A 17571-nucleotide genomic window follows, 5' to 3' on the forward strand; every position below is an offset into this window, starting at 1 on the left:
GCCGAAATAATGATTTCGGATTCGGATTGTTTTTATAGGGGGCATAATCATGAACGTTAATGTTATGACACATCCATTGATTCATCATAAGGTTACATTGATGCGTGATGTACAAACAGGTTCAAAAGATTTCCGTGAATTATTAGATGAAATTACATTGTTGATGGGCTATGAAATTACACGCAATTTGCCATTAGAAGATGTAGAAGTGCAAACACCATTGACTAAGATGACAGGTAAACGCATTGCCGGCAAAAAATTAGGCATTATTCCGATTCTTCGTGCTGGTCTTGGCATGGTAAATGGCATGCTTAGCTTGATTCCAACAGCTAAGGTTGGTCATGTCGGTTTATATCGTGATCCAGAAACATTAAAACCAGTAGAATATTATTGCAAATTACCTAGTGATGTAGGCGAACGCGATTTCATCGTTACAGATCCAATGTTAGCTACTGGTGGTAGTGCATCTGCAGCGATTACGTTATTGAAAGAGAAAGGTGCAAAGAGTATTAAATTGATGTGCCTTGTAGCAGCACCTGAAGGTGTAGAGGTTGTTAATAAAGAACATCCTGATGTACCTATTTATGTAGCCGCTCTTGATGAAACATTGAATGAACATGGCTATATCTTACCTGGTTTAGGTGATGCAGGGGACCGTATTTTCGGTACAAAATAATCACGATATATGATAGACATATATCTATAAATACGATGTAAAAGACGCCCGAAAGGGCGTTTTTTACTTGAATAAAGTTGTAATAAGGTATAAAATAATCATGTAGAAGTATTTTTTTATTCTAGGTGGGACTAATTTTGTTTGTCTGGGACGAATATCGTTATCCTTATCAAAGGGTAAAGGAGGAACCCTATGAATGAGTTGTTAATGGTATGCGAGCGTATAGCACCGGAATTAATGACCGTCTTAAAGGATCGCTACAAATTATTGAGTCATCTAGCCTATGAAGAACCTCTTGGCCGTAGGAGTTTAGCACTAGCTACGGATATATCAGAACGTGCAGTACGATCTCATGTTGATGCATTACGTGGTAACGGATTAGTTGAAATCTCTAAACCTGGTATCTATCTAAGTGCTGAAGGACGAGAACTAGTTCCCAAATTAAGGAGTATTCTTTATGAATATGAGCGTGTTGGCGAATTAGAGCAACGGTTGAAAGCGGCATTACATATTGATGATGTTATTATCACACCAAGTGAAGGATCATTAATGTTAAAACGCTTAGGTTTTACTGCTGCGAAAGTGGTTCAACGTATGGTAACCGATGAGTCTGTTATAGCCGTTAGTGGCGGTAGTACCATGGCGGCAATGGCTGATGAAATGCCTAGTAGTGTGTTGCATCCCGTGGTTGTACCAGCCCGTGGTGGTGTTGGTGAAGTCGTCGAATATCAAGCGAATGTAATCGCCTCTGTATTAGCAGAACGTTGGCATGGCTCGTATAAGATGCTTCATTTACCAGATGGGCTATCTAAAGATTCCCTAGATATGCTTGTAACATTAGAACCACAAATCAAGGAGATTAGCGAATTAATCCATAGAACTGATATATTAGTTTTTGGTATTGGTCAAGCACTCCATATGGCCGATGTACGACATATACCGGAGGATGTGCGCCGTCAACTCGTTGATGGCGATGCCGTAGGTGAAGCATTAGGTCAGTATTGCTCTATGGATGGTTCTATCGTCTATGCGACGAATAACATAGGGCTTTCATTAAGGGATATAGTGAATATACCGCATGTCGTAGCTGTAGCAGGTGGCTTTGATAAAGCTGGTGCTATTATTAGCGTTATGAGGTCTTGTAAAAAGGGAATCCTCATAATAGATGACCAAGCAGCAGAAGGTATGCGCCAATTACTAAATATTCCTGCGTTATAATTTAGTTTATTATTTTTAGTATTATATAGTTCTTTTGAGGAGGACAAAACAATGGCAGTTAAAGTTGGTATTAATGGTTTCGGTCGTATTGGTAAATGTGTAGTACGTGCGGCAATTAATAATCCAGATGTTGAAGTAGTAGCTATTAATGCGACTGGTGATAATGAGGGTACTGCATTATTGTTAAAATACGATTCCGTACATGGCACAATCCCTAATGAAGTAACATTTGACGATGAAAATATTTATGTAGATGGCAAAAAAATCCGCGTATTCCATGACCGTGATGCTTCTAAATTGCCTTGGTCTGAAGAAGGCGTAGAAATCGTTATGGAATGTACTGGTAAATACCGCGATGCAGAAGAAGCAAAGGTTCATTTGAATCAACCTACTGTTAAGAAAGTATTGATTTCTGCACCTGGTAAAAATGAAGACTTAACAATGGTTATGGGCGTTAACCAAGATATGTACGATCCTGCAAAACATCACATTATTTCTAATGCATCTTGTACAACTAACTGCTTGGCTCCATTTGCTAAAGTATTATGTGATGAATTTGGTATCAAACGTGGTATGATGACTACAATTCATTCTTATACAAATGACCAAAAAATTCTTGATGCACGTCATAAAGATCCACGCCGTGCTCGTGCAGCAGCTATGTCTATCATTCCTACAACAACTGGTGCAGCAAAGGCTGTTGCTAAAGTATTGCCTCAATTAAAAGGTAAATTAGATGGTTTTGCATTGCGTGTTCCTACACCAGATGTATCCGCTACAGATCTTGTTTGCGAACTTGAAAAAACTGCTACAAAAGAAGAAATCAACGAAGCATTCCGCAAAGCAGCAGCTGGTGAATTAAAAGGTATTCTTGGTGTATCCGATGTGCCATTGGTATCCTGTGACTTTAGTTCTGATCCTCGTAGTTCCATTGTTGATGCTGATTTGACAATGGTTATGGATGGTAACATGGTGAAAGTTGTTTCTTGGTACGATAATGAATGGGGCTATTCTGAACGCCTTATCGATATGGCAGCTTTCGTAGCTAGTAAAGGTCTATAATGGGAGGAAATTCTAGGATGAAATTAACCATTTTAGATATGAATGTAGATAATAAACGCGTTTTTGTACGTGTAGATTTCAATGTGCCTATGAAGGATGGTGTCATCACTGATGACACTCGCATTCGTGGTGCACTAGATACAATCAAATATTTAATCGACCACAATGCTAAGGTAATTCTTGCATCTCACTTTGGTCGTCCAAAGGGTGAACGTAAACCGGATATGACATTGGCTCCTTGTGCTAAACGTTTATCTGAGCTTATCAACAAACCAGTTGCGTTTGTCGATGATTGTGTTGGTCCTAAGGTTGAGGCAGCTGTTGAAGCATTACAACCTGGCGATGTGTTGATGCTTGAAAACTTGCGTTACCATAACGAAGAAACTAAAAACGATCCTGAGTTTGCTAAACAATTAGCCTCTCTTGCTGATGTAGCTATCAATGATGCATTTGGTGTATCTCATCGTAATGCAGCATCTGTAGTTGGCATTGCTGATTACATCCCTATGGGTGCAGGTTTCTTACTTAAAAAAGAAATTGATGCACTAAGTGCCGCTGTAGTACATCCAAAAACACCTATGGCTGCCATTATCGGTGGTGCTAAGGTAACAGATAAGATTTCTGTTATTTCCAATCTATTACCTAAGGTAGATGTTATGATTATCGGCGGCGGTATGGCGAATGCTTTCATTAAGGCTCAAGGCTGTAACATCGGTAGTTCCTTATATGAAGATGGTCAAGATGCTATCGCTACAGATTTAGTTATGGAGGCACGCGTTGCAGGTGCTAGATTATTGACACCTATCGATGCTGTAGTGGCAGATGCTTTCAGCAATGATGCGAACACAAAAATCGTGGATGTCGATAACATCGAAGATGGCTGGATGATTTTGGATATCGGTCCTAAAACACGTGACTTATATACAGAAGCATTGGCTAATATGAAAACTATCATTTGGAATGGCCCAATGGGCGTATTTGAAATGGATAATTTTGCAGCTGGTACGAATGCAGTAGCTAAAGCCGTTGCAGAATCTGATGCTATGACTATCGTTGGTGGTGGTGATTCTGTAGCTGCTATTGAAAAAAGCGGCTTAGCAGATAAAATTAGCCATATTTCGACTGGTGGCGGTGCATCCCTTGAATTATTGGAAGGTAAGGTTTTGCCAGGTATTGCTGCTTTAACAGAGGCCTAATATGAGAAAACAAATTATTGCAGGAAACTGGAAGATGAACGGAACCATTGCATCTGGTTCTATCTTGATTGAAGCATTTACTAGTTTTCTAGGTGATAAAAACTTGGACTGTGAAGTAGTAGTTTGTCCACCCTTTACTGCGCTTGAGAGAGCTGTGTCCTTAACACGAGATACACAGGTTGGCGTAGGGGCTCAAAATATGGATTATCATGATGCTGGTGCATTTACTGGCGAAGTTTCTCCGTTGATGTTAACGGAACTCGGTGTGTCCTATGTCATTATTGGCCATTCCGAACGCCGTGAGTACTATGGTGAAACAGATGCTATGGTTAATGAAAAGATTAAGAGTGCATTTCATCATAATTTGCAACCTATTGTCTGTGTTGGTGAAAGCCTTGCTCAGAGAGAGGCAAATGAAACGATTTCTTTCATTCACGGACAATTACAATGTGCATTACAAGATATTCCAGCGGATCAAGTGGAACAATTGATTATCGCTTATGAACCAATTTGGGCTATTGGTACGGGCAAGACTGCGACTGCTGATCAAGCAGAGGAAGTATGTAAATCCATACGTGATTATATAGCGGAACTATATACCTCTGCTGTAGCAGAATCAGTTCGAATTCAATATGGTGGTAGTGTAAAGGCTAATAATGCGCGTGAAATTTTAAGTGAGCCTAATATTGATGGAGCCCTCGTTGGAGGCGCTTCGTTAATCGTGGATGAATTTAATGAAATCATCATGGAGGCTCAAGACGTAAGTAAATAACATACTAGAGGTATAAATATGGCAAAATTACAGGCACCCGTAATGCTAGTCATCCTAGATGGCTTTGGTATGGGGGACCAAACAGATACGACGAATGCCGTAGTACAAGCAAAACCAAGTTATTTTAATTATTTGTGGGATACGTATCCTCATACAACATTACAAGCTTCAGGTCTTGCAGTCGGTTTGCCAGAAGGGCAAATGGGTAATTCAGAAGTTGGACATCTCAACCTTGGTTCCGGCCGTATTGTATATCAAGACTTAACGCGTATTACGAAGGATGTAGAGAGTGGCGAGTTTTTTCAAAAGCCTGTAATACAAGAGTTATACAAGCATGCTAAGCATGGTAAATTACAAATTATTGGCCTTGTATCTGATGGCAATGTACATTGTTCTTTAGAGCATATTAAGGCCGTAATTGCTGGTGCTAAACATGAAGGCATTAAAGAGGTATATGTGCATGCGCTTCTCGATGGACGCGATGTGCCACCACAATCAGCATTAACCTATCTTAAGGACTTAGAATCCTTTATGTCCGATATAAACTGTGGGAAAATTGCTACTGTAAGTGGCCGTTACTATGGGATGGATCGCGATAACCGGTGGGACCGTGAGGAATTAGCCTATAATACTATTGTCAATGGTGTTGGTAATAAGGCTAATTCTGCGTGTGACGCAGTTACACAATCCTATAATGATGGTGTTAATGATGAATTTGTAGTGCCTACAGTTATCGAGCCAGAAGGTATGATTTCTGATGGAGATGCCGTTATATTCTGTAACTTTAGACCTGATAGAGCTCGTGAATTGACGAAGGCTTTAATATTACCTGATTTTGAAGGTTTTAAACGAGAACCTATAGCTATCTTTATGGCGACAATGACTAAGTATGAGGATGGATTGCCTGTTCATATTGTCTATGAAAAGGATACGTTGCATCATACATTAGGTGAAGTCCTTGCTAAGGGTGGCTATCGTCAATTACGTATTGCTGAAACAGAGAAGTACGCACATGTAACATATTTCTTTAATGGCGGTAATGAGGTTCCCTTTGAAGGTGAAGACCGTATTCTTGTGCCTTCTCCAGCAGTGGCAACCTACGATTTACAACCTGAAATGAGTGCTCCTGAGGTGACAGCTAAGGTAGTTGATGCCATTCATAGTGGTCAATACGATATGATTATCCTAAATTACGCAAATCCAGATATGGTAGGGCATACAGGAGATTTTAAAGCTGCAGTGAAAGCAATTCAAACTGTGGATGCAGGATTAGAACGTATTGCGAAGGCTATATTAGAGGTTGGAGGTCAGCTTTTAGTTACCGCCGATCATGGTAATGCAGAGCAAATGGTGAATCATGAGACTGGAAAACCTCATACAGCCCATACAACGAATGTTGTGCCATTGATTTTAGTGGAAGCTCAGGATATACATAAACAACTTAAATCAGGTAAATTATGTGATATTGCACCGACAATGTTAGCGTTGGCTCATATTGATAAGCCAAGTAATATGACCGGTGAAAGTTTGTTATTAGATTAATTTAGTATATAAATAAGAGGTAGTATTATGGCAGTAATTGAACAAGTCGTAGCTCGTGAAATTTTGGATTCTCGTGGTAATCCTACAGTAGAAGTAGAAGTATGTTTAGAAGATGGTACAATTGCAACAGCTGCAGTTCCTTCTGGTGCATCTACGGGGATGTTTGAAGCAGTAGAACTTCGCGATGGCGATAAAAAACGCTATGGTGGCAAAGGTGTTTTACAAGCTGTAGACAATGTAAATGCTAAAATTGGCCCAGCTATTATCGGCTATGATGCGACTGAACAAGTGGCGATTGATAATTTAATGCTTAAACTTGATGGCACAGATAACAAAGCTAACTTGGGTGCCAATGCAATTTTAGGTGTATCTATGGCTGTGGCACGTGCTGCTGCTGAATCTTTAGATTTGCCTTTGTTCTTATATCTAGGTGGTTTTAATGCTAAAGAACTTCCTGTTCCAATGATGAACATTCTAAATGGTGGTGCTCATGCTGATAATAATGTAGACCTTCAAGAGTTTATGATTATGCCAGTAGGGGCCAAAACATTTAGCGATGCATTGCGTAGCTGTGCAGAAGTATATCATACATTGAAATCCGTGCTTCACGATAAAGGTCTCAGCACTGCTGTAGGCGATGAAGGCGGTTTTGCACCAAACTTAGCATCTAATGAAGAAGCTTTGGAAGTAATCTGCGAAGCTATTAAACGTGCCGGTTATGAACTTGGTACAGATTTTAAATTAGCTCTCGATGTGGCTTCCAGTGAAATCTATAAAGATGGTAAATATCATCTAGAAGGCGAAGGCAAAGTATTGAGCGCTAGCGAAATGGTTGATTTCTATGAATACTTAGTCGATAAATATCCTATCGTATCTATCGAAGATGGCCTTGCAGAAGAAGATTGGGATGGATGGAAAGTATTAACAGAACGTCTTGGTAAGCGTGTTCAACTTGTAGGTGATGATTTATTCGTTACTAATACAAAACGTCTTGAAAAGGGTATCGACCTTGGTGTAGCTAATTCCATTCTTGTAAAAGTAAATCAAATTGGTACATTAACTGAAGCCTTTGATGCTATGGAAACTGCAAAACGCGCTGGCTACACATGCGTAGTATCTCATCGCTCAGGCGAAACAGAAGATACATTTATTGCAGATATCGCAGTAGCTGTTAATGCGGGCCAAATTAAAACAGGTGCGCCTGCACGTTCTGAACGTGTTGCTAAATATAATCAATTGCTTCGCATTGAAGAAATGTTATACGAAACAGCACAATATAAAGGTGATGCAGTATTCTATAATTTGAAAAAATAGAATAATACATTTTATTTTAGAATCACATACTAGATAAGAGACTCTTTTGAGTAGTGAAAACTCAAGAGAGTCTCTTTTTTTGTTGTTTTTTTGCGTACCTGTACACGCATTGTGGATTATTTAGAAATAAAGAGGAGTTTTTCTTGTTGTACAGAATTACATAGTGCAATGAGCAAAGGTGATGTATAAACACACCGCAAGGTATGAAGGAGGGGGTGACATTGTATGTAGATGTTGCATTGGATTCAATCATTACGTATGCCATTACGATTAGTGCTAGTGATATACATTTTGATCCTATTCCGGATGGTGTACAAGTACGATTGAGAATTGATGGATTATTAACGGATTATATGTTTATCGATGCTACTGATGCGGAAATGATTGTGAACCGCATCAAGGTATTCAGTGGCATGGATATTAGCGAAAAGAGATTGCCTCAAGATGGGCGATGGGAATGGACAGCTAAATCGTATGCTGTCACCATGCGTGTATCTAGTTTGCCTAGTCTATATGGTGAGGCCATTGTGTGTCGTCTAATGGGAAATGAAGGGGTGCACAAAAATTTATTAGAACTGGGTATGTCAGTCGATTTACAGGAGAAGATTACCGCATTACTAAAACGACCCTATGGTCTCATTACTATTTGTGGACCTACGGGAAGTGGTAAAACGGCTACCTTATATGCCATGTTACGCATGTTGAATTTAAAGGAAACAAAACTTATATGTTTAGAGGATCCTGTAGAAGCGGCCATTGATGGAGCCATTCAAATAGGGATTAATGAAAAGATTGGATTTACCTTTTCGAAAGGGTTACGCACTGTATTACGGCAAGATCCTGACTCTATTATGATTGGTGAAATACGAGACCATGAGACGGCACAGCTAGCTGTAAAAGCCGCTTTAACCGGACATCGTGTAATTACCACGGTTCATACGAATACCGCACTAGGTGTTATTGGACGCCTTATTGATATGGGAGTTGAACCATATTTATTACATGCTACGTTAATTGGCTCACTATCGCAGCGTCTTGTAAGACGTATTAATAGCACTACAAATTCTTATCAAGGACGATTAGGTTTGTTTGAATATGTAGAGATACCATCTAGTGATATTGATTGGAATCATGTTGATACATATCTATATGTTTCATTGCAAGATTCGGCGCAGACTGCTATTAATTCGGGCATTACAACAGTAGAGGAGGTACATCGTGCAGGCATCTTATTGTGATTGTGTAGTGACAACCGACTCGATGATAACAATAGAAGATGTAATTTCCCTATCGTTAGAGCATAGTGCTACTGATATACATTTAGAGGTGGGAACACCGATTTATATTCGAGCTGCTAATGGGTTGGAATCTATTTCAAGTATTTGCAGTGTGGATATGATTAAAGATGTATTACAACGATGTGGCGTCACACATGATGAATGGCACTCTGTAGATAATGCTTTCACCAGCAATGGCATTCGAATTCGGGCTCATATTTATAGGGCTAATCATAGAATTTGTGGAACATTGAGATTACTCTGTCATGCTAATTTATCGCTTGATACATCTAAAGATAGTGATGTATTAAAACAAATTTGTGAATATCATGATGGGTTAGTCCTTGTTACAGGCCCTACAGGTAGTGGCAAATCATATACCTTAGCTTGTTGCATAGAATATATAAATAAAACTATGAATAAACACATAATAACGTTAGAAGATCCTGTGGAATATGAGTTCATACCATTGCAGTCAATTATTCATCAGCGCCAACTCGGAATTGATGTGGATTCGATGGCGCATGGGATACGTGATGCCTTACGAGAGGATCCAGATGTCATTATGGTAGGAGAGTTGAGAGACCGAGATACGTTAGAGGCCGCATTACATGCTGCGGAAACAGGTCATCTTGTGCTTGCAACCATGCATACACAACGAGCAGTTATGGCCGTGCAACGCATGATATCTTTATTTCCTGGTGAACAACAAGATGAAGTGCGCAGTCAAGTATCACAAGTATTGCGTGCAGTCATATGTCAACGTTTGTTACGATGGGAAACCTCGTTTATAACAATACGGGATATTCTGTTAAATACGAATGCAGTGGCAAATCTAATTAGAAATCGAAAGGAACCTCAAATTGTTTCAATCCAAGAAACGCAGGCCCCCATGAAGACATTAGAAATGGCAGTGCGTGATGTAAAAACGCAATATGGATCAGTTCACCAATTACATGCTTTATTGGAACAACAATTATCATAGAGGAATTACATGAATGCTTATGAATATACAGCGATAACAACAGACAAGAAAAGAATACAAGGCTTATTATGGGCCGATTCTGAGGATGAGGTTAGCACTAAACTCAAGTTAGAAGGATATGTCATTTGTAGTATAGCTAGATCCTCTAGCAAATCGGTACGTTGGAATCATAAACAAGTGAGTACCACAGCATATCAACTGGGATTACTACTACAATCAGGTATTTCCCTTAGGCGTTCGCTAGAACTTTTAATAGATGGCTCAAAAACGATGTTATATCGCTCTTTATACGAGGGTATACAACGAGGTCAACCTTTATCAGAGGCTCTTCGAGAAAAAGGATTTCCTCCTATAGCATTGGCATTGCTTGAAAGTGGTGAAATGTCAGGGAATGTTGGGGAAGCTTTGCAGTATATAGCTTCTTATTATGAACGAGAACGAAAATACCAACAAAAGATAGTAAGTGCTATTTCATATCCTCTATTCTTACTGGTGCTTATGAATGTATTTTTCTTGGTTACTATATTATTTATTATTCCATCGTTCACCCGCGTATTTGCTACTATGCATATAGAATTACCATGGATGACAAAAGGTTTATTTGTATTAGGAACTTCCCTTCGAGAACATCCATTACTGTATGTTAGTGGGCATGTGGTTTTTATTGGAATACTCATATATGCTTTTAAACAATCTGCAATTCGATATAGATTTGATAGATGGTTATGGCAGTTGGCTCAACATAATACATTTTTAACATCTCTATATTACACGAATATTTTACATATTTGGTCATTATTGCTAGATTCGGGAATTTCAATTATCAATACTATAGATATTACAAAGCATATATGGCGAAATTCGTATGGTGAATCCTGTAGTAATCAAGTTTATGACATGCTTTGTAAAGGACATTCTTTTTGTGAAAGTTTAAAATCATCGTCTGTAGGGAACCCATTTATATGGCAAATGGTCGCTGTTGGAGAAGAAAGTGGTGAATTGGTAGCCATGTTGAATCATTGTAGTCACTATTATGAATCGTTGTTAACACAATATATAGCAAGAATGGAGCGCCTTATGGAACCTATACTCCTCACTATTATGGGCGTTGGCATTGCAGTCCTCGTTATATCCGTCATGTATCCATTATTTACATCAATATCATCTCTAGGTGGTCAATGAAAGGAGACTTTTTAAAATGCTTATGTATTGTAGAGAACTACTAACTCAATTAGAACGATCGTTTTTTAGATATATTAGTTTGCGTCGCATGCAACGAACTAAACAAGGTGGATTTACACTGGTAGAACTTATGGTGGTAGTAGCTGTTATTGCTATTTTGGCAGCTATTGCAATGCCTCAATTTATGTCCGCTGCCGATAAGGCAAAAAATGCTAAACAAGTGGCAGATATGCAAATCATACGTAATGCGACACAACTCTACATGATTGATAAAAGTTTAGATACGCCACCAACAGTAGAAAAATTATATCAAGAAGGTTACTTAACGGAGCATGTTAAAACTACAAAAGGTAAGGAATATGTTATTACCTATGAACAAGTTGCTGGTAATGCCGGTAAGTCTGTAGTCGTTACGGCCCCTGAAACATAAAGGATTTTGCAATGAAAGGGAGAAAGGAATATATCTGTTTAGTTATATGGATATTGTCAATTGTAATCCCATTAATGTATAGGAATTACACACTATTTGAAATTATATGTTATAGCTTCTTTTCACTATTTCTCGTAATAGGTGCTACCATTGATAAGCTATATTTCATATTACCCGATGAAGGTGCTATCGCTCTTACGATTATAGGTATCCTTTATAGCATCGTTGAACAGCATGCAGTTTTCGACACCTGTGTACATGTTTTGATCGTTGCTAGTATCAGTATTGCATTACGCATATTGAGTCGAGGTGGTCTTGGTTGGGGCGATATTAAATGGATGAGTGCTATATCCATATGGCTAACAAACATACAAATTATAGTTATGATTTACGTTTCTTGTTTTGCTAGTATCCTCTATCTCGCCAGCTTATATAGTATTCGTAATACAGGTAGACGGTATATTCCTTTTGGCCCTTTCTTGTGCATTGGTGCATGGAGTGCTTTGCATTTTGCTAATGTATGGGAGGCGATATATTGGTCGGTGATAAAACACATTATTGTAATGGCTCTATATTAGTAGAGTGGCTTGTGGCGATTACCATTCTACTATCCTTGATTGGTATAGGCCTAAGTAGTATCGTTACCATACCATCACGTCATGAGTTGAATAGAAGTACTGAAGAAGTCGTATTAGCTATTAAGAAGGTTCAATTATGGGCTATGTTAGGCCACCGAGACGAGCGGATGGCACAAGGTGAATTTATTTTAAAGAAACATTCCTATTCAATTCAAGAAGGGCTTATGCAGCATCATGTAGAGATAGAATTACCAGAATATATAGAAAGTGCTCATACTATGAAGCGCGTTTATTTTTCTGCTTATGGATTGCCTTATGATGGGACAGAATTTATTTTACAAGACTTACAAACCGGTGCGACAAATCGCATATGGATCTCTGTACAAACAGGGCGTATTCGGTGGGAATCATTGTGATTATGACATGTGTACAAATAAGAACGTATCCAAACTACAAACATAGATTACGAACAGAACAATCTGGATTTTTATATGGTGATGCACTTATGGCAGTAACCTTAGTATTACTCATATTGCCAATCATACTTTATGTCTTGAGTAGTACCTTATCGATAGTAAAGACTACGTATACTCATGACTATATATTGCAGGATTCATTATCTTATATAGAAGCAGGGAAAGCGGTATATGATTCTGGTGGTGTACCAACAACAGGAACTATCTCATCATCGAATGGACATAATTTATCCAATATAACATTTAAACAAAGTGTTACAGAAGAAGTGGTAAATGGTGTATCTATACTACGATTTAGCGTACAAGCCGTTGATAATGGAGTTACTATTTATGAAATATCTACGTTTCTTGGACCGAGTTATCGTTGAAAAGCATAGGACAAAATCATTCAATGGATTTATATTACCATCTTTACTTATTAGCGTTTTGATTAGTTCTTTCGTGATTCTCGTAATCATGACAATATGTATGACGTGTTATATATGGACCGAGCGAATTGATGATAGCCTGGCCATGTTAGAGGATGGCCGTTATACAAGACGCGCTATCGTATCTCATATTATTTGGAATCATTCTATGGTATCCATCAATGATCAGGGAGACCTGTTATCTATCAATGATACAAGCCGTACTGCGTTTACCGTTACTAGAAGGGCCTTATATAGAAAATTAAGTGATGGTAGCTTACAACCCTTGAGTGGAAGCCGCATCATAGGTACTGATGATAAGCGTAAACTGGATGCTACCAAACCGTTTTCTATGAATCCTAATAGATTGGTTACTTTTAAATGGTCTATAAATAACCGGTTTAATAGTCAAACAGAGTATGCAAAAGGGTATGGAGGCATAGCACAGTATGAGGTGGCAACGGCGGTATCAACACATTCAGATTGGTTTAAAAAAACGAAGCATCTCTGACTATTCTTCTGGCATGGTTAGCTATGTAGCCATATATATTATGCTCATTTTATTAGTACTTATTTTAGGAATGAATAGGCTTGCGACCCTGTCACTAAGTAATACAACGGATGAAATGAGACTTATTGCATCTCATTATGCAGCAGAGCGTGGTGCACGATGGTTCTGTACGTATTGCAATAACGGTGGCCGTTGGGATTATAGCGAGGCTATTGATGTGGAAAAAAGCGATACTATCCATATATATATTAAGGCGGACCCAAAGGTTAGTAATCCTAAACATGTGATGAGCTGTGCTGTTTTAGATGGTGTATCAAGTCGTGTTCACATATATGTAAAAGAAAAAGAAAATCATACATTAGAGGTTATTAGTGTAAAACCATATTAAGGAGGACATCACTATGAAAGAGAAAAAACAGATACATACAGGGCTTTGTATTACGGATGATAGAATTGTTGCCACTACAGCACATATTGAAAATAAAACTATGATTATTACTGATGCAATGGAAATGAAACGGTCTAGTACAATTGATGAAGATATAGCTGAATTTATCAATACTTATAATTTAGAAGAGGGTGAATATAGTATTGTTGCTTGTATACCTACGGAAATGACGATGGCTAGTTTTGATCCTCATGATTTTGATGTAAAGGAATTTATAAAGTGGAATATAGAAGATACATTTAATTTTGGAGAACATGAATTTGAACTTGATGCTTGCCGTAGAGAGTATCCACGACATAATTATTATTTGTTTTTAGCCGCCGTAGACCGGCATGAACTTGAATTACTACGCCAAGGTATACGCGATACATGTGCACCTGTCGATACTATTGACTGTTGGCCATTACCAGTTACGTATGGATTGATGCATAGAACAGGAACGGTTACGGGTATCGTAGAACCAGCCGGTATGCATTTATGGGCTTGGTGGAAGGATACTTGTGTGAAGGAATGTATTGTAAAGATAAATGGTGCAGATATTAGTACCGCATTGATTGAAATGGAAGAAATGTTGCAGCGATTTGGCGTAGAAGAAATTCAAGGTATACATTTTTATAATACTGATGATTTAAATGAAGAGCTGCGTATCGATATAAGCGCATTACAAGAGGTATACGGAAATACCGAATATATACCTATGATGTTTCTTGGACGAGGTCGCACGCGTTGCACATTAGGTGAATTAGATTGGGATATGGCGATTGGAATGGCTACGCGGGGGTTACGGTGGATTGGACAAGGATGGTAATGAAAGATTAATAAATTTTATGCCCCGTTCATTACGATGGTATATTTGGCTATGTAAATATAAGTTGTATATATATGCTACTGCAGGAGTGATTATATTACTCAGTGCTTTTTGTCTTGGTATGGGGGTCTATTCTTATAAAACTTATACTGAACAGGTAGCGAAGTACGAACAAATACAGATGGATGAACATTCCAAGCATATACGAGATCAATATCATGCTATGGAGGATACCATGTCGCGGTTGTTACAACATGGCGCACAATTAGACAATCAATATTGTCTTGTTACATTATTGGATGGAGCTATGACAACAAGAGGAACCATTACGTTACGACATATAGAATTTTCTGATGGAGGATTTACTGTTGATGGTGATGCAACAAATGATGAAGCTTATCATTCGTATGTTCAATATATTCAAGCTCATATGAAACAGGTGATTTGTGATGGGAAACAACAAGTGGAAAAAGCAGATGGACCTTGTTCATTCCATTTGGATGGACATACAAAACAGCATGACACCAAACCTAAGGAGGATATTCCTAGCGTGTAGTATAAGCATTATAATTGCTTTTTCTTCGTTATGGATATATAGATATTATACAGAGCAATATGAAGCGGTGGTAGAGAACATTGAATATTACCAAGTGGAAACTACAGTAAAAGAGCAATTTTTATCTTCTAATACATATGAGTTGATTTCATCCTTATTGCTGCATGAATATTGGGTAGATGATATATATCAAAGTATAAATAGAGAACCTTTAATTATAACGAGTAGTTCTCATCATGATGATGCATTAGATCTGACTCTGGTTGGAACCAGTCAGTCCTTTTTATCTTGGTATAATATGGTGCAACAGAAGATAAAGTATTGTCATATACAGATTATGTCTATTGATACAAAAGGAAATAGTATATTTTTTACATGCAAGGTTACGCCATTAGTGATGTAAAGAAAATGAACATACAATAATGAGTAATAATTCTCATTATTGTATGTTCATTTTTGTTTTTATGCCAATTTTATAGTAAAATAAATTTTAACGTAAGAATAAGGGGCAATAGTAACATGATAGTAAAACGAAATATTATTCTCATTGGGTCCATGGGAAGTGGAAAAAGCCATTTTGGACGTAATCTGGCAGATTTAAAAGGATGGCAATTCGTGGATACCGATCGAGTATTAGAAGGTCGTTTTGGGTTGCCCATTGCAGAAATTTATAAAAAGATTGGTGAAAAAGCATTTCGTCGTGCTGAATTAGAGGTTCTAAAAAAAGTTTCCCTATATCACGAGGCGGTTATTAGTGTAGGTGGAAATTTTCCTATAGAGCATAGAACGCTTAGATCGCTTAAGAAATTTTCTTTTATTATAGGTATACGAGCGGCACAATACCGAATTGTAAGCCGCGTCAATCGTCGTGTGGGCAAACGACCAACGATGGATTATACCAATGTTTCTGCCTTTGTTCATAATATGATTCAGGCATGGAAGCCAGTATATAAACAGTGTGATTATGTATTGGATACGACTAATGGACGTACCTATGATTTTATGAAAGCAATTGAGCGTCAATTGGATGCTATAGGTGTTCAATTTAAGGCGCGAAGACAACCCAAAACAACTGAAATTGTGTCTAAAGACATACAAGCTGAACCAAAGCAGCAGAAGGGAAATAGACATGAAAAAAATAGCATTACTAACAAGCGGCGGAGACGCACCAGGAATGAACGCAGCCATTCGCGCCATCACAAGAAAAGCAATCCATGAGGGCTTTAGCGTATATGGTATAGAACGAGGATTTGAGGGCATTATTAATAGTGAAATAAGGCCTTTACACGCTCGTGATGTGGGCGGTATTATTACCACTGGCGGTACAATTCTTAGAACGGCTCGCTATCCAGAGTTTAAAAATTTAGATGTGCAGCAACGAGCCTATCGAATATTACAAGATTTTGGTATCGATCATTTAATCGTTATTGGCGGTGATGGATCACAAGCTGGTGCAGAGGCTTTGATGCGGCTCGGTCAATCTACGATAACCATTCCTTGTACCATTGATAACGATATGAATGGTACTCAATATACGATTGGTTTTGACACCGCACTTAATACTGTAGTTGATGCGGTAGGACGTATTCGGGATACATCAAACTCTCATGAACGAGTGGCTATAATCGAAGTTATGGGGCGTCATGCAGGACACATTGCATTGCAAGCTGGGTTGGCGAGTGGTGCAGAGCTTGTATTAGTACCTGAATACCCAATGCCATTAGATGAGGTATGTGAACATATTAATAAGACTCATCAGTTAGGTAAAGAATATAGTATTATACTCGTTGCTGAAGGGGCCTACTCTAGTGGTGAGGTTAAAGAGTATATTAAACAACATACATACTTTGATCCAAGTTTAACAGTTCTTGGATATTTACAACGCGGCGGTGCACCATCTGCATTAGATGCCATTTTAGCTGCTCGTATGAGTGAGTTGGCAGTGGATTGCTTAGTACGTGGAGAGCATAATTGTATTACTGGGTATGTTGATGGTCAGATTCGAGCTATACCCTATGAAAACGCTAAAACAATGAAGTTTGGCATTGATAAAAGTCAGTATGAATTAATCTCTATATTGAGTCATTAAAATGAATTCGTAAAATTATATTGTATAATCGGTAAAATTCTAGT

20 protein-coding genes are annotated in these 17571 nt (G+C 38.3%); all 20 read left to right on the top strand.

The genetic code is table 11. The features are described from left to right. The first annotated feature begins 49 nt into the window (after window positions 1-49). Entirely contained in the window at window positions 50-676 is a 627-nt protein-coding gene (gene upp, locus O3598_RS00210; protein WP_005376354.1) for a uracil phosphoribosyltransferase, read from the top strand. Window positions 677-868: 192 nt separating this feature from the next. Continuing rightward, window positions 869-1894, top strand: a complete 1026-nt coding sequence (locus O3598_RS00215; protein WP_005383581.1) for a sugar-binding transcriptional regulator — start codon at window positions 869-871, stop codon at window positions 1892-1894. A gap of 51 nt (window positions 1895-1945) precedes the next feature. Next, the gene (gap, locus tag O3598_RS00220) at window positions 1946-2956 is read left to right on the top strand and encodes a type I glyceraldehyde-3-phosphate dehydrogenase (RefSeq protein ID WP_060807769.1); all 1011 of its coding nucleotides are present in this window, start codon (window positions 1946-1948) and stop codon (window positions 2954-2956) included. Between the two features lie 17 nt (window positions 2957-2973). Then, a complete protein-coding gene (locus O3598_RS00225; RefSeq protein WP_009661227.1) occupies window positions 2974-4152 on the top strand; it encodes a phosphoglycerate kinase in 1179 nt (392 codons plus the stop codon). A 1-nt stretch (window position 4153) separates the two neighbouring features. After that, complete coding sequence (tpiA, locus tag O3598_RS00230; protein ID WP_316705825.1) at window positions 4154-4924, top strand: triose-phosphate isomerase; 771 nt, start codon at window positions 4154-4156, stop codon at window positions 4922-4924. Window positions 4925-4942: 18 nt separating this feature from the next. After that, window positions 4943-6466 carry a 2,3-bisphosphoglycerate-independent phosphoglycerate mutase gene (gene gpmI / locus O3598_RS00235; protein WP_371451362.1) on the top strand — a complete coding sequence of 508 codons (1524 nt, stop codon included), beginning with the start codon at window positions 4943-4945 and terminating at the stop codon, window positions 6464-6466. 27 nt (window positions 6467-6493) lie between these two features. Beyond that, entirely contained in the window at window positions 6494-7780 is a 1287-nt protein-coding gene (eno, locus tag O3598_RS00240) for a phosphopyruvate hydratase (RefSeq protein WP_005379220.1), read from the top strand. A 221-nt stretch (window positions 7781-8001) separates the two neighbouring features. Then, window positions 8002-9018 (top strand): GspE/PulE family protein, encoded by a 1017-nt coding sequence (locus O3598_RS00245; protein ID WP_038148830.1) that lies wholly within the window; start codon window positions 8002-8004, stop codon window positions 9016-9018. Window positions 9019-9040: 22 nt separating this feature from the next. Next, a complete protein-coding gene (locus tag O3598_RS00250; RefSeq protein WP_005379255.1) occupies window positions 9041-10042 on the top strand; it encodes a type IV pilus twitching motility protein PilT in 1002 nt (333 codons plus the stop codon). 9 nt (window positions 10043-10051) lie between these two features. Then, window positions 10052-11224, top strand: coding sequence for a type II secretion system F family protein (locus tag O3598_RS00255; RefSeq protein ID WP_371451364.1), 1173 nt, complete (start codon window positions 10052-10054; stop codon window positions 11222-11224). A gap of 16 nt (window positions 11225-11240) precedes the next feature. Further along, window positions 11241-11654, top strand: coding sequence for a competence type IV pilus major pilin ComGC (locus O3598_RS00260; RefSeq protein ID WP_005376366.1), 414 nt, complete (start codon window positions 11241-11243; stop codon window positions 11652-11654). Between the two features lie 74 nt (window positions 11655-11728). Next, window positions 11729-12232: a prepilin peptidase gene (locus O3598_RS00265; protein ID WP_329844789.1), complete on the top strand. Its 504-nt coding sequence runs from the start codon at window positions 11729-11731 to the stop codon at window positions 12230-12232. After that, window positions 12190-12648, top strand: coding sequence for a hypothetical protein (locus O3598_RS00270; protein WP_118353977.1), 459 nt, complete (start codon window positions 12190-12192; stop codon window positions 12646-12648). Before O3598_RS00265 ends, O3598_RS00270 begins: the two co-directional genes overlap by 43 nt. A 2-nt stretch (window positions 12649-12650) precedes the next feature. Continuing rightward, complete coding sequence (locus O3598_RS00275; protein ID WP_371451662.1) at window positions 12651-13076, top strand: hypothetical protein; 426 nt, start codon at window positions 12651-12653, stop codon at window positions 13074-13076. Window positions 13077-13176: 100 nt separating this feature from the next. Beyond that, window positions 13177-13626, top strand: a complete 450-nt coding sequence (locus tag O3598_RS00280; RefSeq protein WP_259334833.1) for a hypothetical protein — start codon at window positions 13177-13179, stop codon at window positions 13624-13626. Between the two features lie 115 nt (window positions 13627-13741). Then, entirely contained in the window at window positions 13742-14014 is a 273-nt protein-coding gene (locus tag O3598_RS00285; protein WP_371451366.1) for a hypothetical protein, read from the top strand. A 13-nt stretch (window positions 14015-14027) separates the two neighbouring features. Beyond that, complete coding sequence (locus tag O3598_RS00290; protein WP_371451368.1) at window positions 14028-14882, top strand: hypothetical protein; 855 nt, start codon at window positions 14028-14030, stop codon at window positions 14880-14882. Between the two features lie 235 nt (window positions 14883-15117). Further along, a complete protein-coding gene (locus O3598_RS00295) occupies window positions 15118-15438 on the top strand; it encodes a hypothetical protein (RefSeq protein ID WP_371451369.1) in 321 nt (106 codons plus the stop codon). Window positions 15439-15957: 519 nt separating this feature from the next. Continuing rightward, on the top strand, window positions 15958-16656 hold the full coding sequence (locus tag O3598_RS00300; protein ID WP_005376271.1) for a shikimate kinase: 699 nt from the start codon (window positions 15958-15960) through the stop codon (window positions 16654-16656). Then, window positions 16613-17527, top strand: a complete 915-nt coding sequence (locus tag O3598_RS00305; RefSeq protein WP_005379222.1) for an ATP-dependent 6-phosphofructokinase — start codon at window positions 16613-16615, stop codon at window positions 17525-17527. Before O3598_RS00300 ends, O3598_RS00305 begins: the two co-directional genes overlap by 44 nt. Window positions 17528-17571: the final 44 nt, after the last annotated feature.

Origin of the sequence: Veillonella atypica (assembly GCF_041431435.1) — a bacterium.
GTDB lineage: Bacteria > Bacillota > Negativicutes > Veillonellales > Veillonellaceae > Veillonella > Veillonella atypica.